The sequence below is a fragment of the Burkholderia cepacia genome, from assembly GCF_001039005.1.
Classification (GTDB): domain Bacteria; phylum Pseudomonadota; class Gammaproteobacteria; order Burkholderiales; family Burkholderiaceae; genus Burkholderia; species Burkholderia theae.
The window spans coordinates 1-26,220 of sequence record NZ_LDWR01000020.1 but is presented as its reverse complement, the minus strand read 5'-3'; the positions used below and the strand labels follow the sequence as shown (position 1 = coordinate 26,220).

The window sequence follows — 26,220 nt, the reverse complement described above, 5'->3', positions numbered from 1 at the left end:
CACGCCGGATCCTCAACTGTCGCGACGCAATCGATTGCAAGTTGTCCACAGATTTTGTTGGCAAGCCTGTGGATATCCCTCAGATCCGGCGCGTAACACATTGATACAAAAGGGGATTCGATACGGGGACCTTGACCGGTCACCGACGTGGCAGCGCAAGGGCTTTTGCACGGTGCGTGCGGCACGCCCGGCCCAGTGCGCGCAGGTTCTCCACAGATTGTGTTGGCAAGCTTGTGGATATCCTGCGCATCGGCCACCTAACTCATTGAGCGCACGGGGTTTTGTGCTTTGTCTGCGGAATCGGGCAGCGCCGGCGCGGCCCATGCGGCAAGCGCCGGCGCCATCCGTGCATCAATGCCGTTCGAGCCCGCCGCGCAATTCGCTCGCCTTGTCGCGCAGCGCCTCGTAACCCGAGCGCGCATGCTCGGGCAGGTCGGGATCGCCGATCAGTGCGCCGAGCGTTTCGATCAGGCTGAACAGGATGCCCTTCGCCGCGCCGACCGCGATGCTCTGCGATTCGATCGACTTGTGCAGGTGGTCGACCGCCGCTTCCAGATTCTCGAGCTTCTGCTCGCCGTCGTCGGGCCGGTTGTCGGTCGTCATCGTCTACCTCCGCATCGTTCAAGGGTCATGTCACGATTCTATGCCGCTGCGCGCGAACATGGCGCGACATCGCGCAATGTCCGCGCAGCGCCGCACCAGGGCCTGTTCCCGCTAATAACGGGCTTGCGAACGTGCGTTGCCGGCTGTAGTGCAAGAAGCAAGGTGCGCCGTTTGGCCGCGCCAAACAAGCGACGCGCGACGCCGCAATGCGGCCGGCAACGCGCGTTCCCCTGTTTGGAAAAAATCATTCGTGGGGCTGGCCCCCAGAAGGGCCGACCGCCGCGTCATGCTCCTTGCGCTCGGCCCTTCTGGGGGCCAGCGCAAGCCCGTTATTAGCGGGAACAGGCCCTAAAGCACCGCGACCACCTTCACACGGCCCGGCTGCTCCGCCGACGCGACGACCTGGCCGTCGACGCGGCGGAACGTCAGCGACACGGTTTCGTCGCCGACGCGCAGCGCGTCGATCCGCAGCCAGTCGACACCTTCCGGCAGCGCCGGGCGCTCGACACGCACCTCGTGGCGCGTCGCGTCGATGCTCACGCCGAGGCACGCCTGCAGCATCATGAACGGCGCGCCTGCCGCCCAGGCCTGCGGCAGGCAGGCGACCGGATACGCGGTCGGCGGTTCGCCGCGCCGGCGCGGGAACCCGCAGAACAGTTCCGGCAACCGCATCTCGAAGCTCACCGCCGCCTCGAACAGCGCGCGCAGCAGGTTCACCGCGGCCGACTTGTCGCCGTAGCGCGCGAGCCCGCGCGCGATGAGCGCATTGTCGTGCGGCCACACCGAGCCGTTGTGATACGCCATCGGGTTGAAGCGCGGCTGGCCGGCCGCGAGCGTGCGGATGCCCCAGCCGGTCTGGAACAGCGCCGAGCCGAGCACGCTGGCGACCGCCGCGCCGCGCTCGGCGTCGGGCAGCCCGAACGCGAGCAGGTGGCCCGCGTTCGACGCGAACACGCGGCACAGGTCGCCATGACCGTCGAGCGCGATCCCGTAGAAATCGCCTTCCGGCATCCAGAACAGCGCATCGACCTGGTCGCGCAGCGTCTTGGCGCGCAGCGCGTAGCGCGTGGCGTCGGCCGCATGGCCGCGCCGGTGCGAGCACATCGACATCGCATCGAGCGCCGCGCACGCATAGGCCTGCACTTCGACGAGCGCGATCGGCCCGTCCGGGAAGCGGCCGTCCGCATGGAACACCGAATCGTGGCTGTCCTTCCAGCCCTGGTTCGCGAGGCCGCGCTCCGACGTGCGCTGGTAATCGAGCAGTCCGTAAGGATTGCGGTCGCACTTGTCGATCACCCATTGCGCGGCACGCTCGAGCGCGGGCCACAGCTCGTCGATCAGCGCGTCGTCACCGGTGCGTTCGACATACGCGCCCGCGAGCACGATGAAGAGCGGTGTCGTGTCGACGCCGCCGTAGTACAGCGCGAACGGCACCTCGCCCGTCGCGGCCATCTCGCTGCGGCGGAACTCGTGCATGATCTTGCCGGGCTCCGCATCGCGGAACGCGGAGGTCTCGCGCGCCTGGTGCTCGGCCAGGAACCGCAGCACGCCGCGCGCGAGCGACGGCTGCAGCCACAGCATCTGCAGCGACGTGATCACCGCGTCGCGGCCGAACGGCGTCGAGAACCACGGAATGCCCGCATACGGGTACGGCCCCGTGTCGAGCTGCGTGGTGAGCAGCCCGAGATCCGCGAGCGAACGGTCGAGCCACGCGTCGAACAGCGGATTGCCGGTGTTCACGCGCGCCATCGACTCGCGCCGCGCGCGCATCTCGCGGTGCACGCCGACGAGCGCGGTGCGCAGCGCGACGCGCCCGCAGCCCGGGCTTTCGGCATGCGCCGGGCCGAGCGTCGCGTCGACGGTCAGGTAGATCGACACGCACGCCTGCGCGGCGATCGTCAGCGTGTAGTCGGCACGATCGACCGACAGCGCATCGGGCGCCGGCGAGAAATACACGGTCACGTTGCGCTCGACGCTGTCGAGGCCGTCGTAGCGCAGCCGCACCGCGCCGGCGTCGACGCGCGGCGCCACCACGGTGCCGCGCTTCGGGCGCTGCGTGCCGCGCACCTCGAACATATCCTTGAAATCGGCCGCGAACGACAGCGACAACGGCACCTCGGCTTCGCTCGCGCCGTAATTCGTCAACGTCAGCGCTTCGTAAAGCACGTCGCCCGCGAGCACGCGCATCCGTTCGATATGGATCACGCCCTCGGGCGTTTCGTGGCCGCCGAGCGGCGGCAGCGGGCGGTTCGTCAGGTGGGCGGTAAACGATGCGTTGTCGGCGCTCGTCGCGCCCGACAGCAGCGACGGCGCGCGGCCGCCGAAGGTCAGGCGCCACTTCGACAGCACGCGCATGTCGTCGACGAACAGGCCGTCGTCATGACCGCCGATATCGCCGAGCGCGTCGCTGACCACGAACGCATCGCCGGATTTCAGTACGTACTGGTTGTTGCGCGCGAGTGCCTGCGGATCGGTCTCGGGCGCGATGAATGCGGGGCCCGACGCTGAGGTCGGGGCAGCAGGCGCGACCTGCGGCGCCTGCGTCGTCGTGGCTTCGGCGTGATTCGGCATCGATGCTCCTGTATCGAGGCGCAACGCGCGGCGCGCATCGCGTGTTTCGCACAGGATAGGCCAGAACCGCAGACGCGTGCAGCGCCGCTCCAGCGCGTCATTGAGATTCTGTTGACATTGATGGCCGGCCCGCCGTGCGTCGCGAAGAATGGCGCTCTGTTCAGCGACGCCGAGCCGACGCGGCCGTTCGTCCTCACAAGACTTTCACCCGCCCTATGCAATTCGTTCAATACAAAGACCGCGAGTACGGCGTATTCGCCGTTCAACGCGCCAATCAGCGCTGGGACGGCGTCTACGAACTCCGTACGCGCCATCCCGCTCCGCCGCGTGTGCGCCGCTTCATCGTCGCATCAATGTTCGGCTTCGATTCGAAGCTGAGCGCGATGCACGACGCCGAGCGCAATGCGCGTGCCGATATCGACCACGGCCTCGGCCGCGATCCCCGCCCCGGCGACTGACCGTCGCCCTGCCGCACGCGCGCGGATGCTTCGTCATGTGCCGCCGTGGCCGCACGCGTTCTCGCGCGGCCCGCCGCGCGCCGGTTGAATTCACGGCCGCGCGGGCGTTCGTTCCGGTCTCGCGTTATCTGGCTGCACAGCGGCTTCTCGCCGCCGCGCACGGGCACGCTGCGCGCAGTTCCTGCATGCACGAATCATTAATAGGAATCCAAATTGTTTACTCATCGCTTTCCAGCGCTCAAGCGCAATGCTCTTTCGGCGGCAACGGCCGTCACCCTCTCCGTCGGCTTCGCCGCGACGCCCGCCAGCGCGCACGAGTCGCCCGTCGCCGGCCTCACGCCGGACAGCCACGCGCCCGCCGGCGTCATGTATGACCACATGCACAAGAAAGGCGGCTGGATGATCGGCTACACGTACTCGCATCAGAACACCGGCGGCGCCGTGAAACGCGACGGTCGAAGCGTCGACGATCATGCGCTCACGATGGCCGGCTACACGATGAAGCCGACCGGCATGCAGATGAACATGCACATGCTGCACCTGATGTACGCGCCCAGCGACGCGTTCAACCTGATGGTGATGCCGATGTACATGGACATGCCGATGACGATGCAGGGACTGTCCGGCGGACACGGTGGACACGGCAGGCACGGCGGCGGACATGGGACGGGCGGTGGCGAGATGTCGCACGGGGCGTCCGGGCTCGGCGACACGGTCGCCGCGGGCCTGTTCCGGCTTTACGACGACGGCCGTCATCACCTGCATGCCGGCCTCGGCATCAGCATGCCGACCGGATCCGTCTCGCGCCGCAACGGGGACAGCACGTTCGCCCACTACGGGATGCAGATGGGGACCGGTACCTGGGATGCGATCCCGAGCATCACGTATACCGGCCAGATGCAGCGCTGGAGCTGGGGCGCGCAGGCGCTCGCGAAATTACCGATGCAGCACGCAAACCGTTCGGGCTACCGTGTCGGCAACCGGTTCGAGGCGAACGCTTGGGGCGCCTTCCGGCTGACGCCGTGGCTGAGCGCGTCCGCGCGCCTGAACTACACCGCGCAGGGTGCGATCCGCGGCGCCTACGACGGCCCCGTACACGTCGCCAGCCCGGACGATCTGCCCGGCAACTATGGCGGCCGCGTGCTGAAGGTCGGCGCCGGCCTGAACGCCGTATTCCGCTCCGGGCCGCTCAAGGGGCACCGGATCGGCGTCGAGTACCTGACGCCCGTCGCGCAGAACCTCAACGGCTATCAGCTCGAGCAGCGCGCTGCGTTATACGCCAACTGGTCGATCGCGTTCTGATGGCCGGGGCGGCGGGCCTGCCCCGCCGCCCCCCGCGCCGGTCAGAACTTCCACAGGATGTTGCCGAGCACCGCGTTGTCGCGCACGCCGCTGCCGTACTGGCCGCTGTACGTGAGGCCGAGCGTCAGGCGCTTCGTGATGTTCACGTCGATGCCGGCCTCGAGCACTGCGCTGTCGCGGGCAATCGGCACGCCCGACACCTGGAACGACGTGCCGCCGCCCGCGAACGTGAACGCCGACGACGGGTGCACGTTGCCGAACGCGTGCCGCCAGCCGACCGTCCCGCGCGCGGTGAACGTGCCGCTCGCGATCGAGCCGATCTGCGACGCCGCGCGCAGGCCGAGCGTCGAGAAGCCCACGTGGGTCGTCTCGCCGCCGGCGCGCAGTGCGGCCGCGCCACCGCTTTCGGTGTAGCCATCGGTATGCAGGTTCACATACGCGAGGCCCGCGAACGGTTCGATCGCGACGGGCCCGACCGGCAGCGCGTAGCCGACTTCGCCGAACACCTGCGCCGAATTCGCGTCGTAGCCGGCCGAATTGTGATCCGAGAAGCCCGCGAAGCCCGGATTACGGTCGCTGTTGATCCGGTACCACGTGTACGACGCGCCGCCGCGCACGCCGAGCGCACCGTACTGCGCGCCGCCGTACAGCGACAGGTAGTAGCTGTTCACCGACGCCGACGCGCTCTGGTCGTTGTCAAGCGAGCTGTGCGTGACGCCCGCGGCCAGACCCGCACGCCACTTGTCGTTGAGCGCCATGTCGGCACCGGCGATGAAGCCCGTCATGCTGCGGTTGATCGTCGATGCGTTGCCGTCGCCGGTGAGCCGGCTGCGGCCGCCGAACGCCTGCCCCCACACGACCGGCTGATAAGGCGTGCCACCGTAGCAACCGTCGCGCGAACCGATCCGGCGTTCCGGCGGCAGCGTCGGGTCGACCGCACCGGCCGTGTTGTCGCCGCACAGCGCGGCGCCGCCCGACGACAGCGCGGCGAGCGGGCCCGATCCGGGCGCGAGACCCTGGCGAACGCGATCGGTCACCGCATCGCGCACATAACGACTGTCGAGCAACAGCATGCTCTTCATGCTCGCCTGCAGTTCGCCGTCGAGCAGCCCGTACGCACGGCGCGCGGTGCCCGCGTCGGTCGTCAGCACGGCGTCGTACAACGGGTTGCCGGCGCCGAGCCCGCCGAGCGCGGTCGCGACCGAGCGCTGGTTCGGTGTCGTTGCCACGTCGGGCAGCGCGGTGCCGTTCGCGACGAGTCGCAGGTACACGTGGTCCGGATCGTAGCTGAGCGTCGGCATCAGGAACGCGTAGTTCGCACTCACCTGGCTGAATGCGCCCTGCACGCCCGACGTTGCGGTGAGGATCGTGTAGGTCGTGCTCGGCTGGTAGCCGCTCTGGTTCGCGAGCACCTGCACGGTGCCGCCGTTCAGCGTCGCCGTACCCGTCGCGGCGACGCTGCCGCTTTGCTGCGGCGCCGCCGCGACCTGGAACGTCGAGCCCGGCTGGAACGTGACGTTGCCGGCCACGTTCAGCGCCGCACCCGGCTGCGTTGCGGCCGCCGTCGCGCCACCCTGCACCACGAGGCCGCCGACAGTGCCGGTGCCCGTCAGCGTCGCGCCATTCTGTACGGTCACGGCCGACTGGCCGAGCGAACCGTTGACGGCGAGCGTGCCCGCGCTGACCGTGGTCGGCCCGCTCAGCGTGTTGGTGCCCGTCAGCGTCAGCTGCCCGCTGCCGGCCTGCGTCAGCGCGCCCGTGCCGGACAGCACGCTGGCCACCGTCATGTTGCCGGATTGATTGAAGATCAGTGCGCCGTTGTCGACGACGTTGCCGGCGACGCTGCCCGACGTGCCGCCGTTGCCGAGCTGCAGCGTGCCGCCGGTCGCGATCGTGGTGCCGCCCGTGTACGTGTTGCTGCCGGTCAGCACCTGCGTGCCGCTCGCGACCGTGACCCCGCCCGAGCCGCCGATCGTGCCGCCGAATGCGGTGCCGCCGCCGTTCAGCGTCAGCGCGTTGGCACCGAGGCTCACGTTCGTGCCGGCCCCGCCGGACAGCGCGCCGATCGTCTGCGCCCCCGTCGCACCGCTCGCGTCGAACGTCGCGCCCGCGCCGGCGAGCGTCACCGCGCCCGTCGACGCGAGGCTGCCGCCTGCGCCCAGCGCGAGCGTACTGCCGCCGTTGATCGTCGTGCCGCCCGTGTACGTGTTCGCACCCGTCAGCGTTTGCGTACCCGTACCGGCAACCGTCACGCCGCCCGCGCCACCGATCGTCCCGCCGAACGTGCCGGCGCCGCTGCCGTTCAGTGTCAGCGCGTTCGTGCCGAGATTCACGCTGGTGCCGGCCGCGCCCGACAGCGTACCGATCGTCTGCGCGCCCGACGCGCCGCCGAGGTTGAACGTCGCGCCGGCGCCGGCGAGATTCACCGTGCCGGCCGACGCGAGACTGCCGCCCGCGCCGAGCGCGAGCGTGCTGCCGCCGTCGATCGTCGTACCGCCGGTGTAGGTGTTCGCGCCCGTCAGCGTCTGCGTGCCGGTGCCGGCCAGCGTCACGCCGCCCGTGCCACCGATCACGCCGCCGAACGTGCCGTTGCCGCTGCCGTTCAACGTCAGCGCGTTGGCACCCAGGGTCACGTTCGTGACGGCTCCGCCGGTCAGCGTGCCGATCGTCTGCGCGCCCGTCGCGCCGCTCAGGTTGAACGTCGCGCCCGTACCGGCGAGATTCACCGTGCTGCCCGACGCGAGGCTGCCGCCCGCACCCAGTGCGAGCGTGCTACCGCCGTTGATCGTCGTGCCGCCCGTGTACGTGTTCGCGCCCGTCAGCGTTTGCGTACCCGTACCGGCAACCGTCACGCCGCCCGCGCCGCCGATCGTCCCGCCGAACGTGCCGGCGCCGCTGCCGCTCAGTGTCAGCGCGTTCGTGCCGAGGTTCACGTTGGTGCCGGCCGCACCGGTCAGCGTGCCGATCGTCTGCGCACCCGATGCACCGCTCAGGTTGAACGTGGCGCCCGTGCCCGCGAGATTCACGGTGCCGGTCGATGCAAGGCTGCCGCCCGCACCGAGCGCCAGCGTGCTGCCGCCGTTGATCGTCGTGCCGCCGGTGTAGGTGTTCGCACCCGTCAGCGTTTCCGTGCCGGTGCCCGCGAACGTCACGCCACCGGTGCCGCCGATCGCGCCGCCGAAGGTGCCGCTGGCGGTCCCGTTCAGCGTCAGCGCATTCGCGCCGAGGTTCACGTTCGTGCTGCCCGCACCGGTCAACGTGCCGAGCGTCTGCGCACCCGATGCACCGCTCAGGTTGAACGTCGCGCCCGTGCCCGCGAGATTCACCGCGCTGCCCGACGCGAGGCTGCCACCCGCGCCCAGCGCAAGCGTGCTGCCGCCGTTGATCGTCGTGCCACCCGTGTACGTGTTCGCACCCGTCAGCGTTTGCGCGCCGGTGCCCGCGAACGTCACGCCACCGGTGCCACCGATCGCGCCGCCGAAGGTGCCGCTGGCGGTCCCGTTCAGCGTCAGCGCATTCGCGCCGAGGTTCACGTTCGTGCCGCCCGCACCGGTCAGCGTGCCGAGCGTCTGCGCACCCGATGCACCGCTCAGGTTGAACGTGGCGCCCGTGCCCGCGAGATTCACCGCGCTGCCCGACGCGAGGCTGCCGCCCGCACCCAGTGCGAGTGTGCTGCCGCCGTTGATCGTCGTGCCGCCCGTGTAGGTGTTCGCACCCGTCAGCGTTTCCGTGCCGGCGCCGGCGAATGTCACGCCACCGGTGCCGCCGATCGTGCCGCCAAAAGTTCCGCCGCTGCCGGTCAGCGTCAGCGCGTTGGCGCCCAGGTTCACGTTCGTGCCGCCCGCACCGTTCAGTACTCCGATCGTCTGCGCGCCCGATGCGCCGCCCAGGTTGAACGTCGCGCCTGCGCCCGCGAGGTTCACCGCGCCGCTCGCCGCGAGGCTGCCGCCTGCGCCCAGCGCCAGCGTGCTGCCGCCGTCGATCGTCGTGCCGCCGGTGTACGTGTTCGCGCCCGTCAGCGTTTGCGTGCCGGTGCCGGCCAGCGTCACGCCGCCCGTGCCACCGATCACGCCGCCGAACGTGCCGTTGCCGCTGCCGTTGAGCGTCAGTGCGTTCGCGCCGAGATCGACATTCGTATTGGCCGCGCCGGTCAGCGTGCCGATCGTCTGCGCGCCCGTCGCACCGCTCATATTGAACGTGGCGCCCGCGCCGGCGAGATTCACCGCGCTGCCCGACGCGAGGCTGCCGCCCGCGCCCAATGCGAGCGTGCTGCCGCCGTCGATCGTCGTGCCGCCGGTATACGTATTCGCGCCCGTCAGTGTCTGCGTGCCGGTGCTTGCGAATGTCACGCCTCCCGTGCCGCCGATCACGCCGCCGAAGGTGCCGCTGGCTGTACCGCTCAGCGTCAGCCCGTTGCCGCCGAGCGTCACGTTCGTACCGGCGGCGCCCGACAGCGCGCCGATCGTCTGCGCACCCGATGCGCCGCTCACGTCGAACGTCGCGCCCGTGCCCGCGAGATTCACCGCACCCGTCGCCGCGAGGCTGCCGCCCGCACCGAGTGCAAGCGTGCTGCCGCCGTCGATCGTCGTGCCGCCGGAATACGTGTTCGCGCCCGTCAGCGTTTGCGTGCCCGCGCCCGCGAACGTGACGCCGCCCGTGCCGCCGATCGTCCCGCCGAACGCATGGTTGCCTGCGCCGCTCAACGTCAGCCCGTTACCGCCGAGGCTCACGTTCGTGCCGGCCGCACCGGTCAGCGCGCCGATCGTCTGCGCACCCGACGCGCCGCTCAGGTTGAACGTCGCGCCCGCACCGGCCAGGTTCACCGTACCGGTCGATGCAAGGCTGCCGCCCGCACCCAACGCAAGCGTGCTGCCGCCGTCGATCGTCGTACCGCCCGTGTAGGTGTTCGCGCCCGTCAGCGTTTGCGTGCCGGTGCTGGCAAACGTCACGCCTCCCGTGCCGCCGATCACACCACCGAAGGTGCCGCTGGCGGTCCCGCTCAACGTCAGCCCGTTGCCGCCGAGGGCCACATTCGTACCAGCAACGCCCGACAGCGCGCCGATCGTCTGTGCGCCCGTTGCACCGCTCACGTCGAACGTTGCGCCCGCACCGGCCAGGTTCACCGCACCCGTTGCCGCAAGACTGCCGCCCGCACCCAGCGCCAACGTGCCCGCGTTGATCGTCGTGCCGCCGGTGTACGTGTTCGCGCCCGTCAGCGTCGTGGTTGCCGCGCCGTTCTTCACGAGGCTGCCGGCGCCGGCGATCGCGCCGCTCAACCCAAGGGTGTTGCTGCCACCCAGCGTCAGCGCCGCACCCGTGCCGAGGTTGACCGCGTTGCCGACCGTCAGGCTCGCGTTCGTATCGAGCGTCGCCGCGCCGCCGACGTTCAGTGCGCCGGTGCCGAGCGCCGCGTTATTGCCGAGCACGACGCTGCCGTTGTTCAGGTTCGTGCCGCCCGTGTAGGTGCTCGCGCCGTTCAGCGTCTGCGTGCCGGTGCCCGCCAGCGTCAGGCTGCCCGCGCCACCGATCGCGCCGCTGAACGTGCCGCTGGCGGTCCCGCCCAGCGTCAGTGCGTTGCCGCCAAGGTTGACCGTCGATCCCGCGACGCCCGACAGCGCGCCGAGCGATTGCGCGCCCGTTGCACCGCTCAGGTCGAGCGCAGCGCCCGCGCCCGCGAGATTCATCGCACCGGTCGTCGCGAAGCTGCCGCCCGCACCCAGTGCGAGCGTCCCGCTGTTGACCGTCGTGCCGCCGGTGTACGTGTTCGCGCCCGTCAGCGTCGTGGTCGCCGCGCCGTTCTTCACGAGACTGCCGGCGCCGGTAATCCCACCGCTCAACGCGAGCGCGTTGCTGCCGCCGAGCGTCAGCGTCGAGCCGGCGCCGGCGAGGTTGACCGCGTTGCCGACCGTCAGGCTCGCGTTCGTATCGAGCGTCGCCGCGCCGCCGACGTTCAGCGCGCCGGTGCCGAGCGCCGCGTTGTTGCCGAGCACGACGCTGCCGCTGTTCAGGTTCGTGCCACCCGTGTACGTGCTCGCACCGTTCAGCGTCTGCGTGCCGGTGCCGGCCAGCGTCAGGCTGCCGGTACCGCCGATCGCACCGCCGAAGGTGCCGCTGGCGGTCCCGCTCAGCGTCAGCCCGTTGCCGCCGAGGGCCACATTCGTACCAGCGACGCCCGACAGCGCGCCGATCGTCTGTGCGCCTGTTGCACCGCTCACGTCGAATGTTGCGCCCGCACCGGCCAGGTTCACCGCACCCGTTGCCGCAAGACTGCCGCCCGCACCCAGCGCCAACGTGCCCGCGTTGATCGTCGTGCCGCCGGTGTACGTGTTCGCACCCGTCAGCGTCGTGGTCGCCGCGCCGTCCTTCACGAGGCTGCCGGCACCGGCAATCGCGCCGCTCAACCCGAGGGTGTTGCTGCCGCCCAGTGTCAGCGCGGCGCCCGTACCCAGATTGATCGCGTTGCCGACCGACAGGTTCGCGTTCGTATCGAGCGTCGCCGCGCCGCCGACGTTCAGCGCGCCGGTGCCGAGCGCCGCGTTGTTGCCGAGCACGAGACCGCCGGCGTTCAGCGTCGTGCCGCCCGAATAGGTGTTCGCGCCGGACAGCGTCGTGGTTGCCGCGCCGTTCTTCACGAGACCGCCGCCACCCGCGATCACGCCGCCCAGGCCGAGACTGTTGCTGCCGCCGAGCGTCAGCGTGGTGCCCGTCGCGATGTTGACGCCGTTCGCGAGCGATACGTTGGAGGTCGAATCGAGCGTCGACGAACCGTTGACGTTCACCGAGCCCAGGCCGAGCGCCGTATTGCTGCCGACGACGAGGTTGCCGCCGTTCAGGTTCGTGCCGCCGCTGTACGTGTTCGAACCGGTCAACGCTTGCGTGCCGGTGCCAGACAGCGTCACGCCGCCCGTGCCACCGATCGTGCCGGCATAGGTCGCGTTGCCGCTGCCGTCGAGCGTCAGCGAATTGCCGCCCAGATTCACGTTCGTGCCGGCCGCACCGGCCAGCGCGCCGATCGTCCGCGCACCCGACGCGCCGCTCACGTCGAACGTTGCGCCCGCACCGGCCAGGTTCACCGTGCCGGTTGCCGCCAGGCTGCCGGCGCCGCTCAGCGCCAGCGTGCCGCTGTTGATCGTCGTGTTGCCGGTGTACGTGTTCGCGCCCGTCAGCGTGGTCGTCGCCGCGCCGTTCTTCACGAGCCCGCCGGCTCCGCCGATCGAGCCGGCCAGCCCGAGATTGTTGCTGCCGCCGAGCGTCAGCGTCGAGCCGGTTGCGATATTGACCGCGTTGCCGAGCGTCACGTTTGCGCTCGTGTCGAGCGACGCGTTCGTGTTGACGTTCAGCGCGCCCGTGCCGAGCGACGCATTGTTGCCGACCACCAGACCGCCACCGTTCAGGTTCGTGCCGCCCGAGTAAGCGTTCGCACCGGACAGCGTCAGCGTGCCGCCGTCGTTCTTGGTCAGCGCGCCGCCGCCCGTCACCGAGCCCGACAGCGTGAGCCCGGTCGCGCCCTGCACCGTCAGTCCGCCGGGGTTGAGCGTCACGTTGTTGGCGACGGTGAGGCCTGCCGCCCCTGCCTGCAGCGCGCCGCCATTCGCCGTGACGTTACCGGTGCCGAGCGATGCGTTGTTGCCGATGATCGCGACGCCGCCGTTCAGCGTCGCATCCTGCGCAGTGGACGCGCCGTTGATCGTCCAGTTGCCGCTGTTGACGTCGAGGTGGTTGAAGTTGGTGTAGTTGTTGACCGCGATCGTGCCGTTCGCGTTGACGCCCTGCTGCAGGTTGAGCGTGTTGTTGCCGCCCGCGCCGCCGTCGACGACGCCCGTCGCCGCGACGTTGAGCGTGTTCGGGCCGACCGTGATGTTGAATGCGGCGCCGGTGCCGCCCGCCGTGTTGACCGACGAGCCCGTCACGGCATTGAACGTGTTGTTGCTGTTCGCCCCCATCGACACGCTGCCGTTGATCGTGCCCGAGTTGGTGAACGTATTGCCCTGCCCGGGCGTGCCGTTCGAGCCGAACGATACGCGGCCGTTGATCGTGCCGCTGTTGTTCATGTTGACCTGGCCGCCGCCGTATGCGGTGACCACGGGCGCGTCCGCGCCGACGAGGGTCGCACCGACCAGCGGGTTGGACCCGATCGTGCCGGTGTTTGTAATGTTCGACGTGCCGCCTGTACCGTTCTGGACCGACAGCGCCATGCCCGTCACGCCGCTGATCGCCACGCCGGTCGAGCCGTTCATCGTGCCGTTGTTGACGACGTTGGTGTTCGCGCTCGCGGATGCATTGCCGACCACGGCCCCGCTCGACAGCACGCCGAGCCCCGAGCCGAGTGCGGACGGATCGATCGTGCCGTTGTTGGTCAGCGTGACGCCGTTGCCGGTCAGCGACATCGCGGTGCCGCCGACGCCGAGCAATACGCCGACACTCGCGCCAGGGTTGACCGTCGCGTTCACGTTGTTGGCGCTGTTCGAGTAGCTCGGCTGCAGCGGGTTAGCGATGCCGGAACAGGTTACCGTCGTGCCCGCCGTGCTGCAGGTCGCATAGGCGGGAACGATTCCCGCTCCGGACAGCGCCAGGAAAACACCCGTCGGCAACAGCAGTCTCGGAAACGGCTCGCCGGCTTTTCTCGAACGCGCAAGATTCATGCTTTTCCTCGATTTTGGTTTTGGATTTGATATTGGTATTGCCGTTGTACCGGACGGCATACAGCAGAGAATCACGGACAAAAGCGTGCCCGCCGGCGGTCGCGATGCGACGTCGGCTTATTCATCGATGGCGGGTTGATCGGCCCTGGATTGCGGACGCGTAACTAGTCGAATGACATGACGGTGGCCCCTGTTTTTTCTGCAGCGACTTTCTGGTTGATTTGATTACTGCCCTGCTTTTGTCAGACAAGGCTATATCAAAGTCCTGCCATTTTCCAGTCGATGTTTACCCATTGGATCAAGGGTCAACGAGCATGTATTTTTTACCCGCCAACGCAGGTCGGGCCGTCGCATTCGCAGGTTTTTCGCCTGCTTGTTTTGATCTTTCGCAAAGACGTCGAAATCAATGCATCCGAGAAAATGCGGATTTACGACTTCGACACAATGCAACCGATTATTGCACCGCAATATCTTCACGCCGACAAATTGCCGACACCGACAATCAGCGTCCGTTTAATAATCAAATACGAGCCGGGTTTCTGCGTGCGCGGCGAAATCGCTGCGATTTTCGCGTTGCATCGAACCTGAAACGCGAATCGTTATCGCTTGTCCGTGCAACTATTACTGGTAAGGTCGGCGAGAAAAAAGGAACGCTGCCGCCGGCGTGAAGCGGCAGGAAATCGGAAGGCGGAGAAAATCAGGCACTGGAGGCGTTCACCCCCGTGCGCCACATCAGGAAAACAGGCTCATCAGGTACAGCATCGGCCGAAACGAAATCGGCCTCGCGTCGGGATTCACCCACAGACGCAGCGCATACACCGCGTAGGCCGGCACTTCGCGCCAGCTCGAATAGACATCGCGCAACTGGAAGCGGCGCGGATAAGCGGCGTAGATGCTCTCCGGCGCGATGCCGACGCGCTCGAACGCAAGACGCGCCCGCGCAAGATGGTAGTACTGGCTGACGATCAGCACGCGCGACAGCCGGTGCGCCTGCAGGTACGCGAGCGTGTGCTGTGCGGTTGCAAGCGTGTTGTCGCCCTGGTCATCGACGGCGATCCGGTCGGACGGTACGCCGCGCGCCACGAGATAGTCGCGCATGGCCGTCGCCTCGTTCAGCCCGGGGCCGTCGATCGCGCCGCTGACCAGAAACGCCGGGCACTGCCCGGTGCGGTAGCAGCGCACGCCAACGTCGAGCCGGGCCGCGAGCACGGGTTTCGGCGCACCGGTATCGTCGAGCGCGTTGCCGAAGATCACGGCGACGTCCGCCGGTTGGCTCGGCATCCGCATCCCGTACGCGACGAGCGCGACGGCCGCGGCAACCCAGATGCATGCGACGGCGGCCAGCAGGCGGCCCGTTCGGGCCGCGAAGCCCCGTTTGGTGTGGTATTTCAAGGTTTTTGGTCTCTCAGGTCGTCGGCCGGATCGGCCGGCCCGGCCCCGGATGGGCGCGTCACGCTAGCACGGCGCGCTCGCGCGTGTCCACGCGACGGATCGACGACGGCCCGTGGTCGCGCTGTCGGCAACACAACCGCCGTCGCACGCTCGACAAGGAACCGGTCGTCCGGAGATCGAAAGAATGTGAATGGCCGCGCCGCGATGCGCGCCCTGGCCCGCGCCGAATCAGTCGACCGGGCACATCGTGAGCCGCCCCATCGCCTCGCCGGCGCCGCGCACCGCGCAGGTGGCCGGCTCGTCGGCGATCCGGGCCACCAGCCCCGTCTCGTCGTACAGCAGGCGCTCGAGGTCGGCGAGCAGCGCGCCACCGCCCGTCAGCACCACGCCGCGATTCGCGATGTCGGTCACGAGCTCGGCCGGCGCGTTTTCCAGCACCGACTTCACCGCGCCGATCACCTGCTTGAGCGGCGCGGCCAGCGCGTCCGCGACGTCGTGGTTGGACAGCTCGACCGAGCGCGGCAGGCCGTCGCCGATGCCGCGCCCGACCGCGCGCGTCGACGTGCGCGGCACCGCGCTGGTGGCCGAGCCGATCGTCTTCTTCACATGCTCGGCCGTCTGCTCGCCGAGCAGCACGCCGTACAGGTTGCGGACGTGGTTGACGATCGCCGCGTCGAACTGGCTGCCGCCGACGCGGATCGCCTCACGGTAGACGATGCCGCCGAGCGAGATGACCGCGACTTCGGTCGTCCCGCCGCCGATGTCGATGACCATCGAGCCGACCGGCTCGGTCACCGGCAGGCCCGCGCCGAGCCCGGCGGCCAGCGATTCCTCGATCAGTTCGACATCCGATACACCGGCCGCGAACGCGGCCTCGCGGATCGCGCGGCGCTCGACGGCCGTCGCATCGGACGGCACGCAGAGCGTGACCTCGACGCGGCGGCTGAAGCGCGAGCGCGTGCGCGACATGTCGATGAAGCTGCGGATCATCTGCTCGGCCGCGTGCGCGTCGGCGATCACGCCGTGCCGCATGGGCCGCACGGCTTCGAGATGCCCCGGTTCGCGGCCGAGCAGCGCCTTCGCGAGCTCGCCGACCGCCTCCAGCGTCGGCCGCGCGTCGGTCGCGCCGGCCTTGCGGAAGCAGACGACCGACGGCTGGTTCAGCACCACGCCGCGCTCATGCGTGTAGATCTGCGTACTCGCCGTTCCAGGGTCGATCGCAACGGGTTGCGCAAACAACTTTCCGAACAGCGGTGTCGACATATCAAACCTTTGTGAGCGAACGGGCCGGGACGGCCGCACCGCATTCCCGCGGCGTGTCCACGCCGCCCTATCACGAGCTTAGCGGCAAATCGTTCCGATACTTTAGGCAATTCCGATGATTTTTTCGCGACGCAATTGTCAAAAATACCATTCTTGACGTTTCGGGCTATGCAACGGCCTCTCGCGTTGCGCCTGTAAAACACGGTAATCTCTCGGTCTTGCCTGCTCCCGGCAGGCCTCAGACGCCCGATCACGCCAGTTATTTCCACCATGACAGCGACCGTTTCCTTCCGCTGGGCGCGGGTGCGCCCGCTCTGCACGACGCTCGTCGCCTTCTGGTGCTGCACGGTCGCCGCGCAACCGCTGCCGGCCACCGCCACCGCGCCCGCCTCCGCTGCTGCCGGCACGTCGGTGGCCGCCGCCCCCGCTGCCACCGACGCGACGCCCGCCGCCACGCACGACTGCACGGCCGACGGCGGCCCGGCCGGCCGCCCGTCGATCGGCCTCGTGCTGTCCGGCGGCGGCGCGCGCGGCTACGCGCACCTCGGCGTGCTGAAGGTGCTCGAGGAAAACCGCATCCCGGTCGACTGCATCGCGGCCACCAGCATGGGCGCCGTGGTCGGCGGCCTGTACGCGAGCGGGATGGCCGCCGCCGACATGCAGAAGCGGCTGTCGGAGGTCAACCTGGCGGATATCGCGTTCGACGTGGTCGAGCGCGCGGACTTGCCGCAAACCAGCCGGGAAGACGAGCGCCTGTACATCAACGGTCTGACGCTCGGCTTCGGCAAGAACGGCGTGAAGGCACCGGTCGGCCTCGTGCAGGGCAACCGGCTGCAGGCGCTGCTTGCGAACTGGACGGCCGCCGTGCCGACCAACCAGCCGTTCGACCGCCTGCCCATCCCGTACCGCGCGGTCGCGACCGACCTGCAGACGGGTCAGATGGTCGTGCTCGACCACGGCTCGCTACCGCTCGCCATTCGCGCGAGCATGGCGATGCCCGGCCTGTTCGCGCCGGCCGAGATCAATGGCCGCGCGCTGGTGGACGGCGGCCTCGTCAGCAACCTGCCGGTCGACACCGCGCGGCAGATGGGCGCGAACGTCGTGATCGCCGTCGACATCGGCTCGCAATTGCGCCCGCTCGACGCGCTCGCGTCGCCCGCCGACGTGATGCAGCAGATGGTCGGCATCCTGATTCGTCAGAACGTATCGGCCCAGCGCCAGCAGATCACCGCGAACGACGTGCTGCTCACGCCCGCGCTCGGCTCGCTCGGCTTCACCGATTTCCAGAACGCGCGCCAGGCCATCTCCGCCGGCGCGGCGGCGGCAACCGCCGCGCTGCCGAGCCTGAAGCGCTACGCGCTCAGCCCCGAGGAATACGCCGCCTACCGCTCCGCGCACGCGCAACCGCTGCCGCCGCCGGTCCGGATCACGCGCATCGAGATCAAGACGAGCGGCGGCGTGCCGAAGCGCGTCGTCAGCAACGCGCTGCACGTGAAGCCCGGCGATCTCTACGATCCGCAGACGGTCAGCCAGGATCTGCTCGGGCTGACGACGGGCGGCAATTTCGAGAGCGTCACCCAGCAGGTCGTGAGCCACGGCGACGACAACGTGCTCGAAATCAATGCGCGGGAGAAATACTGGGGACCGAACTTCCTGCTGTTCGGGCTCGGCATGTCGAGCAGTTCGACCGACGAGGGCGGCTTCCGCCTGCATGTCGGCTACCGGCGGCCGTGGCTCACCGAATCGGGGCTCGAGTTCCGCGCGGATACGACGATCGGCAGCGACCTGCAGTCGGCGCGCGTCGAATTGCGCCAGCCGCTGTCGATGGCGTACGGCGTCTATGTGTCGCCCTACGCCGAATACCAGCGCCGCTACGCGAACCTGTACGACTCCACCGGCGACGTGAAGATGACGCAGTACCTGATGCAGACGGCGCGCGCCGGGATCGATTTCGGCCTGCCGATCGCGCGGCTCGGCGATTTCCGGATCGGTCTCGGTTACGTGACCGGTCACGGCACGCCGACCTACAACGTGCCGTTCGACTTCGGCGATGGCCCGCAGTTGCTCTGGCCAAGCTTCACGTCGCAGGCACTGGTTGCGCGCGCGCGGCTCGTCATCGACCAGCTCGACGATCCGATGTTCCCGCGCAAGGGCTACTACACCGAACTGCGCGTCGAGCGCTCGCTGGTATCGCGCAACGGCGAATCGGCGCAGGACTTCGCCGACGGGGTCACCGACGCGCCGTACACCGAAATCTACGGCAAGGCGATGATCGCGCAGCAGTTCGGCCGGCACAGCTTCAGCGCGACGGTCGAAGGCGGCAAGAGTATCGGCGGCACCAACCTGATCAACGCGTTCAACTTCACGCTCGGCGGCTTCCAGCATTTGTCCGCCTATGCGGCCGACCAGTTGAACGGCAACGAACTCGCGTACGCGCAGGTGACCTACATGAATCAGTTGATGACGTTCAACGCGTCGCCGGTCAAGGCGCTGTCGGTGGGCGCCAGCGCGGAAGTCGGCAATGTCTGGTCGAGCGGGGTGAGAGTCGGCGGCGGCGCGCTCAAGCAGAGCTATACGTTCTTCACGAGCCTGTCGACCGCGTTCGGGCCTGTCTACATCGGCGTGGCGCTCGCGCCCGCCGGCCGCCGCAACTTCTACCTGCAGCTCGGCCGCACGTATTGAGCGCGTGCGCGGCGCGCGAAACCGTCCGCCGCGCTGCCGTCAGGACGACGGGCCGGCCGCGGCGCGTGCCGCACCGACCGGCCAGCTGATCTCGAAGCGCGCGCCGCCGAGTTCGACCGGATCGACGACCGCGATCCGGCCGTTGTGCGCATGGAGCACCTGCCGCGTGATCGACAGGCCGAGCCCGTAGCCGCCGGTGCGGCGGTCGAGGCGCACGAACGCGTCGAAGATCCGTTCGCGCTCGTGCTCCGGCACGCCGGGGCCGTCGTCCTCGACGAAGATCCCAATGTTGCCGTGCACGAGCGAGATCCCGACGACGATTCGCGATCGCGCATACTTGCTCGCGTTGCGCAGCAGGTTGCGCATCGCGTACGACATCAGCCGCCGGTCCATCTTCACGCGCAAGTCCGACTCGATCGCGATGCGCGACTCGATCGCGCGCTCCGGATACAGCAGTTGCGCGTCCTTGACCTGGTGCTCGAACCACGCGACGGGCGCGGTCATCTCGAGGTTCGACTGCAGCGAGCTGTATTCGAGCCGCGCGAACGTGAGGCTCATGTCGATCAATTCCTCGAGCTCGGTCACGTCCTGCGCGATGCTCTCGAGCGCACTCTGGTATTCGCCCGCGGACGCAGGCTCGCGCAGCATCTCCAGCGCGAAGCGCACACGCGCAAGCGGCGTGCGCAGTTCGTGCGAAATGCCGTTGGTGAGATCGCGCTGCGCGGCGATCAGCCGCTCCATGCGCATCGCGAGCGCGTTCAGCGTGCGCGCCAGCGGGCCGATGATCACGCTGTGCGATTCGCGTGCACGCGTGTTGAAGCGGCCGCCCGTGAAGTCGATCGCGCGTTCGCGCACCATCACGAGATCCGACCAGACGGGCCGCATCCACCGATAGGCCGCGAGCGCGGGCGCGGCGAGCACGAACGCGATCACGACCCAGATGTCGCCCGGCAGCGAGTCGAACGAATGCCACACGACCTGCGGCGACAATTCGACGCACAGCGCGAGCGCCGGCACGAGCGCGGTCAGCAGCACGAGGCCGAGCAGATGCAGGTAGGTGCGCACATAAAGGCGCGACCAGCTCGGGATGCGGTCGGCGCGCGTATCGGTCCACGCACGGCGGAAATGCAGCCAGCGCCATTTGACGTAGCGCAGCGTCGGCAGCGGCGGTGCATCGGGGTGCGAACGGGTTCGTCGGATCATCGTGGTTCCCGTCTAGCGGGCGGAATGCCCGCGCGGGACGTGACGGCGTCGCACGAAGGCGGCGTCATTCCCACGCGTGTTTGCTGAATTGATAACCCTTGCTGCGGATCGTCTTGATCCGCTGCGGGTTGCTCGCGTCGTCGCGCAGCTTGCGGCGCAGCTTCGAAATGCGCCCGTCGATCGTGCGGTCGAGGCCGTCGAATTCGACGCCGCGCAACTGCAGCATCAGGTCGTCGCGGCTGACGACCTCGCCCGCATGGCACACGAGCGCCCACAGCAGGTCGAATTCGGCCGACGTCAGATCGGGTGTGCTGCCGTCGGGCAGCACGACGGTGCGGTCGGTGCGGTCGATCGAGAACTTGCCGAACGCGTAGCGTTCGGGTTGCTGCGCGTTGCTCTCGGTCGTGCGCACGGGTGCGCGGCGCAGCTGCGCCTTGATCCGTGCGAGCAGGATGCGCGGCTCGACCGGCTTGTGCACGTAGTCGTCCGCGCCGAACTCGAGGCCGAGCAGTTCGTCGAACGGCTCGTCGCGCGCCGTCACCATGATGATCACGCCGTCGTACTGCTTGCGCGCCTCGCGGCAGATCTCGAAGCCGTCCTTGCCCGGCAGGTTCACGTCGAGAATGACGAGATCGGGGCGAATGGACAGGATCGCCGGCACCGCGGCGTCACCGTGCAGCACAGTGTCGACTTCATAGTCGTTCTTGCGCAGGTAGCCGGCGATCAGCGTGGACAGGCGGGTGTCGTCTTCGACGAGCAGGATGCGAAAAGGCATGGGCAGCGGTCGGTTCATCGGGGAAGCCACGGCGGCGCCGGCCGGTGCCGGGCACCGGCCATCGGCCGAAACGTACCGCATGATACTGCGCCTGCCGCTCGTCCGTTTGCCGGTCTCAAAAATAAGGGCGCGATGCTGGGTGTGCTTGACGAATCGGCGCCGAAACGGTTCCATACGGGCTCGCCGGAATCCGGGCCGCGCACCTACCCGCCTGATGTTATGAATTACCAGACGATCCTCGAACGCATCCACACCGAACTCGCCCCCTGGATTGGCCAGGGGCGGGTCGCCGACTACATTCCCGAACTCGCGAAAGTGCCCGCCGACAAGTTCGGGATGGCCGTCGTGACACTCGACGGACATGTTTACACGGTCGGCGACGCGCACGAGCGTTTTTCGATCCAGAGCATCTCGAAGCTGTTCGCGTGCACGCTCGCGTTCCAGATGCTGGGCGACGCGCTGTGGGAACGGGTCGGCCGCGAACCGTCCGGCAACGCATTCAATTCGCTGGTCCAGCTCGAAAGCGAGCGCGGCAAGCCGCGCAATCCGTTCATCAACGCCGGCGCGCTGGTCGTCACCGACGTGCTGTGCCGCCGCTTCGTGAAGGCCGAGACGGCGCTCGTCGAATTCGTGCGGCGGCTGATCGGCACCACCGACATCGACTACGATTCGCGCGTCGCGCTGTCGGAACTGCAGCACGCGGAACGCAACCGCGCGATGGCGCACTTCATGGCGAGCTTCGGCAACATGCAGATGCCGCCCGATACGGTGATCGATGCGTATTGCCGCCAGTGCGCGATCACGATGAACTGTGTCGAGCTCGCGCGCGCTGCGCTGTTTCTTGCGAATGGTGGTGTCGCGCCGGCGACGGGCGAGCGGGTGGTCGATTCGAGTTCCGCGAAGCGGTTGTCGGCGCTGATGTTGACCTGCGGCACTTATGATGCGGCGGGTGACTTCGTGTATCGCGTCGGATTGCCGGCGAAAAGCGGTGTCGGCGGCGGGATCGTTGCGGTGCTGCCTGGTGAGATGGCTGTATGCGTGTGGGCGCCGGGGCTCGATGCGAACGGGAACTCGTTGGCGGGGACGTTGGCGCTGGAGTGGTTGACGACTTATACGGGAAGGTCGATTTTTTGAGGTGTAGAGGTTAAGCGTGCTTGATCTGGCGCAGAAGCGGCAAGTGAATATCTACACACTCAATGGAGAACTCATCAATCGGCAGCAATCGACCCATAACTGCCCTTCGGTGCGCTCGATAGCCGTCGCTCAAGCGCCCCCCCCTTCGTCCAACATTTCTTAGACCGTCAGGATAGACGATCTCAGCGATGGTGACCTATTTTTCTCTAAAAACACGCTCGGTTACCTCCCACCTCTACCGGTGAGGCATTTGATCCCCTTGTTACCCTGCAAGGGTGTTTAGAGTTAGGATAAGGCTAACGACGGTGTCAATGCGCATGCCCCCTCTCTACCTTGCGACACATAAATACTGTAGGCGAGAAAAAATGGCCCAAGAATCAACCAAGAAAACGACTTCGACAACAGTCAAAAAACGTACTCGCGCCAAGGTTAGCTACCCCTGCTTGGTAATAACCCAAAACAAACATCGATTTTATATGACATCGGTGCCAGTATCCGATCTTTTTGCGTACTGCTTTATCTCAAGCCGCAAGGAAGATAACATTAGCGGGTTTCAGCGCGAGCTCAGCGAAAATCGGGCCAACGACATTGCATCATACCTACACCAAAACACCGGATCCATTCCGACGAACATTGTACTATCCTCGCAAGGGGAAGCCCAAATAAAATACAATACAACCAATAAAACAATTTCATTTGAGCGCGCACAAAAAGCATTCCTTGTTTTGGATGGTCAACACCGGCTTTGGGGTTATCAAATTCACCTTGATCGTTTCAAAAAAGACCTCCGCGTTCCAGTTTCCATTTACGAAAATCTAAGTCGAGCGGAAGAAACCCGATTATTCATTGACATAAATACGAAGCAGATCGGGGTTCCTGCCGCACTATTACTCGACATCAAGCAACTAGCGCAGATAGAAGGCGAACGAGATGGGATTTTACGTGATCTGTTTGACGGAATAAGACAAAATCCAAATCTAAAATTTAGCTCACCAATGAGCCCAGCAAAGTCAGTGACCGGGAAAGTTTCCAGAGTAACTTTCAATCGAGCAGTCGGCCAAGCGCTAGATTCTTCGGTTCTTCAAGGATTAGATAACAAAAAAAGAATTTCCCTACTATCAAATTACATTGAGGCTTTCGAGCGAGCCCTAGATGATCAAAAACTTCTAACGCGGAGCGCTTTTTTGGAAGCGATATTCGACGTGTTCGAGCAGGCCGTTAGGCAGAGCCTACTTACCCATAAAAATGCAAAAACGGAAAGTATTGAAAAAGTGATCCGACCGATAGCGAAATATTCGTATGCCGACTCCTCGCTTCGTTCTGTTGGGACGGTAAAGAAGGCGGTCAGAAGCGCGCTTGCAGGATCAATTGCAATCCAATCGGATATGCTCTAAATGAAAGCATGGGATGCAGATGTTGCACCTATCGGGCAAGCATTGTTACCTAAATTGTCGGTGGCCATTCCAGCGTTTACAGAGCTAGAGCCGTACAGGGATCGGAACCTAAACAGTTGGCGCACTAGGGGCGCCCATACTCTATTCACGTCAAACACATCAGAGTTCGTCTTAAAAGTGAATGACCGAGAATTTGGGGCAACACTATTCGCTGAAGCGCAACATCTACTCAACCACTCGACAGAGCAACGAGCCCATATAATAAGTGAATTAGCGAATTGTTCCGCGCCGAGCCTGAGTCCATCATGGCTTTTTGTCACACTATATTATTTATCTTTATATGTGGCGATGTCATGGACTCGCGCAGCCAACTCCGCAATCATCTATTTAGACAAGGAGGCAATCAAAAGTTATTGCGGATCAGCAACAAAAACACCCGGCGCTGGGGCATTTGAGCTTTCGCTATATGTTGATCCCACAACCTTGACTCCATACGTAAGCTTTAAAAAATGCAGCACCAGTCATTTCCACGAGGCGGTGTGGATAGCGGCACACAGAATTGCAAAAAATGTAGCAAAAGAAATTGAGCAGCGTTCAGCACTGAGGAGGCCGACCGCCGAGGAGATAATTTGCCTTCGCGGCTTGAATTTGTTTGATGGCTATAGTTTTTCGGCCCCCTTATATTGGCAAAGTCGTGCACGAAGCGGGGTGAACTATCGCCCTGGTTTCAGCTATCGATCGGTGGTTAAAAATAACTTCCTACGCACCGTAGCAAAACTTTCAGGCCCGCGTTTCAATTCATTATCTGACGTAATCGCACTCGGCGAGCGCGCCAAAGGATCACTACGGGGGACCACCGACCCATTGAATTCAATGGATAACTGCATTGAGTTACTTGTGAGCCAAACTTTATTTATTGAAACAGCTACGGAAGCAACGTTGATGCAGCTATGCAAGTTCCGCGACATCAAAAGTTCAGCCTTCTCTGCTCGAAAATCTTTTCGGCGATCCACTAGATTTGACACGTTAACACTGGACATTCCAGAATAACGTAATTCCTCATTTTAGATTTCCACCGCCCCAAACGAATACATCCAATATTAAGATATTTTTCTTAAATTAAACTACTCTTGGCCGATCCCGAATGTCAAAGACGGCGAGACACCCTTCCGTCCCGTCGGTGCCGAAGGCATCACATTCAAGTTAATATATTCGGAGTGCAGGGACGCTGACGCTGGAGTGGTTGACGACTTATACGGGAAGGTCGATTTTTTGAGGTGGTGAAGTCAGGCGCGACTCGTTCGTTGCAACGGTGACCGATCAATTCGGCCCGCGTTGGCACACTGAACGGGGAGTTCGTCTTTTGGCAGCGATCGATCCAGAGCCGCCGGTCACTGCTACCGTGAACGGCGATTCACATACTTTCTGAGTCTCGTGGAGAAATCATCCGCGTCTTCGCTTGCAGGGCGCGTAATAATTGAGAGAGACCTTGCTCGTCCCCGCGAACCGGCCCAACAGTGGGATTAGGCCTCTCTAGCGCGTTGCGATGTGTGGTTCCTGATCCTTTCGAGAGCCTCAGTGACATGCTTCGGATACTCACCACTGAAGTACTCGAAGATTAGAGGATTTTTTGTAAAGAAATGACAGCAGAATTCGACCCATTTTCCCGTTTTCAAAGGACCATTAATTTTGAAAACTTTTCTCGATCTGGCCTTGATGTGCGCAAGGTTCTTCAACGTCATGTTGAAGTCGGAATCTCGTCGTTGGAAGTATTCATCTTCCGTGAAAAGTTGGATTGCGCCATCAAAGTGTCTGAAGCAGTTGGCCACGAGGTCGAATTCGGCGTGTAAGTAGCGGGCTGGAAAGTAGCGCTGTCCACCGATCTCAATCTGGACGTCCTCCGTCTTCATTTCTAGGGCTTGAAACGACTTGAGGCCATCAGATTCGCTCCATTTGATGTCCAAGCAATACATGTTGGCAAACAAGAACGAGACATGCCGAGGTTCAATGTCCATGGGGGGGCTTAGCTTAGCGATGCCAAGTTTGACTTTTCGAATATCCTCGTCGAACGGGGCCCCATACCAAGTATCGAACTCGAAATAACCCAGCCGGTCAACATCAATCCGGACCCGATCATCGTCAAGGGCGATGAATTTTTCAATGCCGAGGCCGTCGAACTGCCAAAACAGATCGATGAACCTCGGAGCCCAGTTGTTAACTGGGTGCATCCCACGTCGGTAACAGGGATCGGCCATCAAGATAAAGTCGGGACCGGCGAAGCAGCCTTCGGAATGTGGGCTGGGAGGTAGTCGACTCGCAATTTCGTCGAACGATAGCAGTCCGTCACGCTCGGTCTTTATCGGTCCCAGCAGCATCCTTGCAATGCCTGGGGCCTTGGCGACGATGCCGATGGTCTGGATGTACTCATACGACTCACTGCCCAGAATCACTCCCTTAGATGCAGCCAGCGCTGTGAAATTCGAAATTAAGTCAGCCGCTTTGGCTAGCCGCTCGCGGGACTCTTTCTCCATTGCCGCCAAATAGCGCGCCGTCATCTCATCGTGTTCTTGGTTGGTCGCCATGGCATTCCGAACTGATGTGCAATACGTCAATATACATGGCAGTCGACCCACAAACGACGGTCACCCTCGCAGGAACCATGTTTTATGAATGACATTATGAGCGTGGAGCAAAGCCCAATTCCTGACCGCTTGCGTCCGGGAGGCGCTTTGTCGATCCTGAGCGGACATAGGGTCGTTTGTCTTCAGTGGCCGCTTCTGGCTGCGGATTCAACCGGTCGA

16 protein-coding genes are annotated in these 26,220 nt (G+C 65.4%); 8 read left to right on the top strand and 8 right to left on the bottom strand.

The features are described 5' to 3' along the window. Nucleotides 1–351 precede the first annotated feature (351 nt). Together VL15_RS12290 and VL15_RS12285 are read right to left on the bottom strand one after the other, a co-directional pair. The gene (locus VL15_RS12290; protein WP_048245793.1) at nucleotides 352–603 is read right to left on the bottom strand and encodes a hypothetical protein; all 252 of its coding nucleotides are present in this window, start codon (nucleotides 601–603) and stop codon (nucleotides 352–354) included. Nucleotides 604–951: 348 nt separating this feature from the next. Beyond that, nucleotides 952–3,174: an amylo-alpha-1,6-glucosidase gene (locus VL15_RS12285; protein ID WP_048245791.1), complete on the bottom strand. Its 2,223-nt coding sequence runs from the start codon at nucleotides 3,172–3,174 to the stop codon at nucleotides 952–954. 134 nt (nucleotides 3,175–3,308) lie between these two features. Here VL15_RS12285 and VL15_RS12280 point away from each other — a divergent pair, with 134 nt between their 5' ends. Further along, nucleotides 3,309–3,632, top strand: coding sequence for a hypothetical protein (locus tag VL15_RS12280; protein ID WP_155420193.1), 324 nt, complete (start codon nucleotides 3,309–3,311; stop codon nucleotides 3,630–3,632). Between the two features lie 213 nt (nucleotides 3,633–3,845). Continuing rightward, nucleotides 3,846–4,934, top strand: coding sequence for a hypothetical protein (locus tag VL15_RS12275; RefSeq protein WP_053077628.1), 1,089 nt, complete (start codon nucleotides 3,846–3,848; stop codon nucleotides 4,932–4,934). A 41-nt stretch (nucleotides 4,935–4,975) separates the two neighbouring features. Here VL15_RS12275 and VL15_RS12270 read toward each other — a convergent pair whose 3' ends face one another. Continuing rightward, entirely contained in the window at nucleotides 4,976–13,576 is an 8,601-nt protein-coding gene (locus tag VL15_RS12270; RefSeq protein ID WP_048245789.1) for an autotransporter-associated beta strand repeat-containing protein, read from the bottom strand. Here VL15_RS12270 and VL15_RS42670 point away from each other — a divergent pair. Both VL15_RS42670 and VL15_RS12265 read left to right on the top strand, forming a co-directional pair. Beyond that, nucleotides 13,575–13,715 carry a hypothetical protein gene (locus tag VL15_RS42670; RefSeq protein ID WP_164992049.1) on the top strand — a complete coding sequence of 47 codons (141 nt, stop codon included), beginning with the start codon at nucleotides 13,575–13,577 and terminating at the stop codon, nucleotides 13,713–13,715. The two genes, VL15_RS12270 and VL15_RS42670, sit on opposite strands and share 2 nt — an antisense overlap. Before the next feature lie 175 nt (nucleotides 13,716–13,890). Further along, a complete protein-coding gene (locus tag VL15_RS12265; protein WP_155420192.1) occupies nucleotides 13,891–14,244 on the top strand; it encodes a hypothetical protein in 354 nt (117 codons plus the stop codon). 64 nt (nucleotides 14,245–14,308) lie between these two features. Here the strand turns inward: VL15_RS12265 and VL15_RS12260 are convergent, their stop codons facing one another. Next, nucleotides 14,309–14,968 carry a YdcF family protein gene (locus VL15_RS12260; protein WP_048245786.1) on the bottom strand — a complete coding sequence of 220 codons (660 nt, stop codon included), beginning with the start codon at nucleotides 14,966–14,968 and terminating at the stop codon, nucleotides 14,309–14,311. A 228-nt stretch (nucleotides 14,969–15,196) separates the two neighbouring features. Next, nucleotides 15,197–16,231, bottom strand: coding sequence for a rod shape-determining protein (locus VL15_RS12255; RefSeq protein ID WP_048245785.1), 1,035 nt, complete (start codon nucleotides 16,229–16,231; stop codon nucleotides 15,197–15,199). Nucleotides 16,232–16,501: 270 nt separating this feature from the next. Here VL15_RS12255 and VL15_RS12250 point away from each other — a divergent pair, with 270 nt between their 5' ends. Continuing rightward, a complete protein-coding gene (locus VL15_RS12250; RefSeq protein ID WP_048245784.1) occupies nucleotides 16,502–18,913 on the top strand; it encodes a patatin-like phospholipase family protein in 2,412 nt (803 codons plus the stop codon). Nucleotides 18,914–18,952: 39 nt separating this feature from the next. Here the strand turns inward: VL15_RS12250 and VL15_RS12245 are convergent, their stop codons facing one another. Both VL15_RS12245 and VL15_RS12240 read right to left on the bottom strand, forming a co-directional pair. Further along, on the bottom strand, nucleotides 18,953–20,116 hold the full coding sequence (locus tag VL15_RS12245) for an ATP-binding protein (protein ID WP_048245783.1): 1,164 nt from the start codon (nucleotides 20,114–20,116) through the stop codon (nucleotides 18,953–18,955). Between the two features lie 64 nt (nucleotides 20,117–20,180). Beyond that, nucleotides 20,181–20,891 (bottom strand): response regulator, encoded by a 711-nt coding sequence (locus VL15_RS12240; RefSeq protein WP_048245782.1) that lies wholly within the window; start codon nucleotides 20,889–20,891, stop codon nucleotides 20,181–20,183. Between the two features lie 219 nt (nucleotides 20,892–21,110). On the opposite strand from VL15_RS12240, the gene VL15_RS12235 reads away from it, so the two are divergent. The 3 genes from VL15_RS12235 to VL15_RS41910 all read left to right on the top strand — a co-directional run bounded on the left by VL15_RS12235 (nucleotide 21,111) and on the right by VL15_RS41910 (nucleotide 24,469). After that, the gene (locus tag VL15_RS12235) at nucleotides 21,111–22,025 is read left to right on the top strand and encodes a glutaminase (RefSeq protein WP_048245780.1); all 915 of its coding nucleotides are present in this window, start codon (nucleotides 21,111–21,113) and stop codon (nucleotides 22,023–22,025) included. 365 nt (nucleotides 22,026–22,390) lie between these two features. Then, the gene (locus VL15_RS39935) at nucleotides 22,391–23,419 is read left to right on the top strand and encodes a DGQHR domain-containing protein (protein ID WP_196319577.1); all 1,029 of its coding nucleotides are present in this window, start codon (nucleotides 22,391–22,393) and stop codon (nucleotides 23,417–23,419) included. Next, the gene (locus VL15_RS41910) at nucleotides 23,420–24,469 is read left to right on the top strand and encodes a hypothetical protein (protein ID WP_155420191.1); all 1,050 of its coding nucleotides are present in this window, start codon (nucleotides 23,420–23,422) and stop codon (nucleotides 24,467–24,469) included. Between the two features lie 473 nt (nucleotides 24,470–24,942). On the opposite strand, the gene VL15_RS12230 is transcribed toward VL15_RS41910, so the two are convergent. Continuing rightward, entirely contained in the window at nucleotides 24,943–26,001 is a 1,059-nt protein-coding gene (locus VL15_RS12230; protein WP_048245779.1) for a hypothetical protein, read from the bottom strand. Between the last annotated feature and the right edge of the window lie 219 nt (nucleotides 26,002–26,220).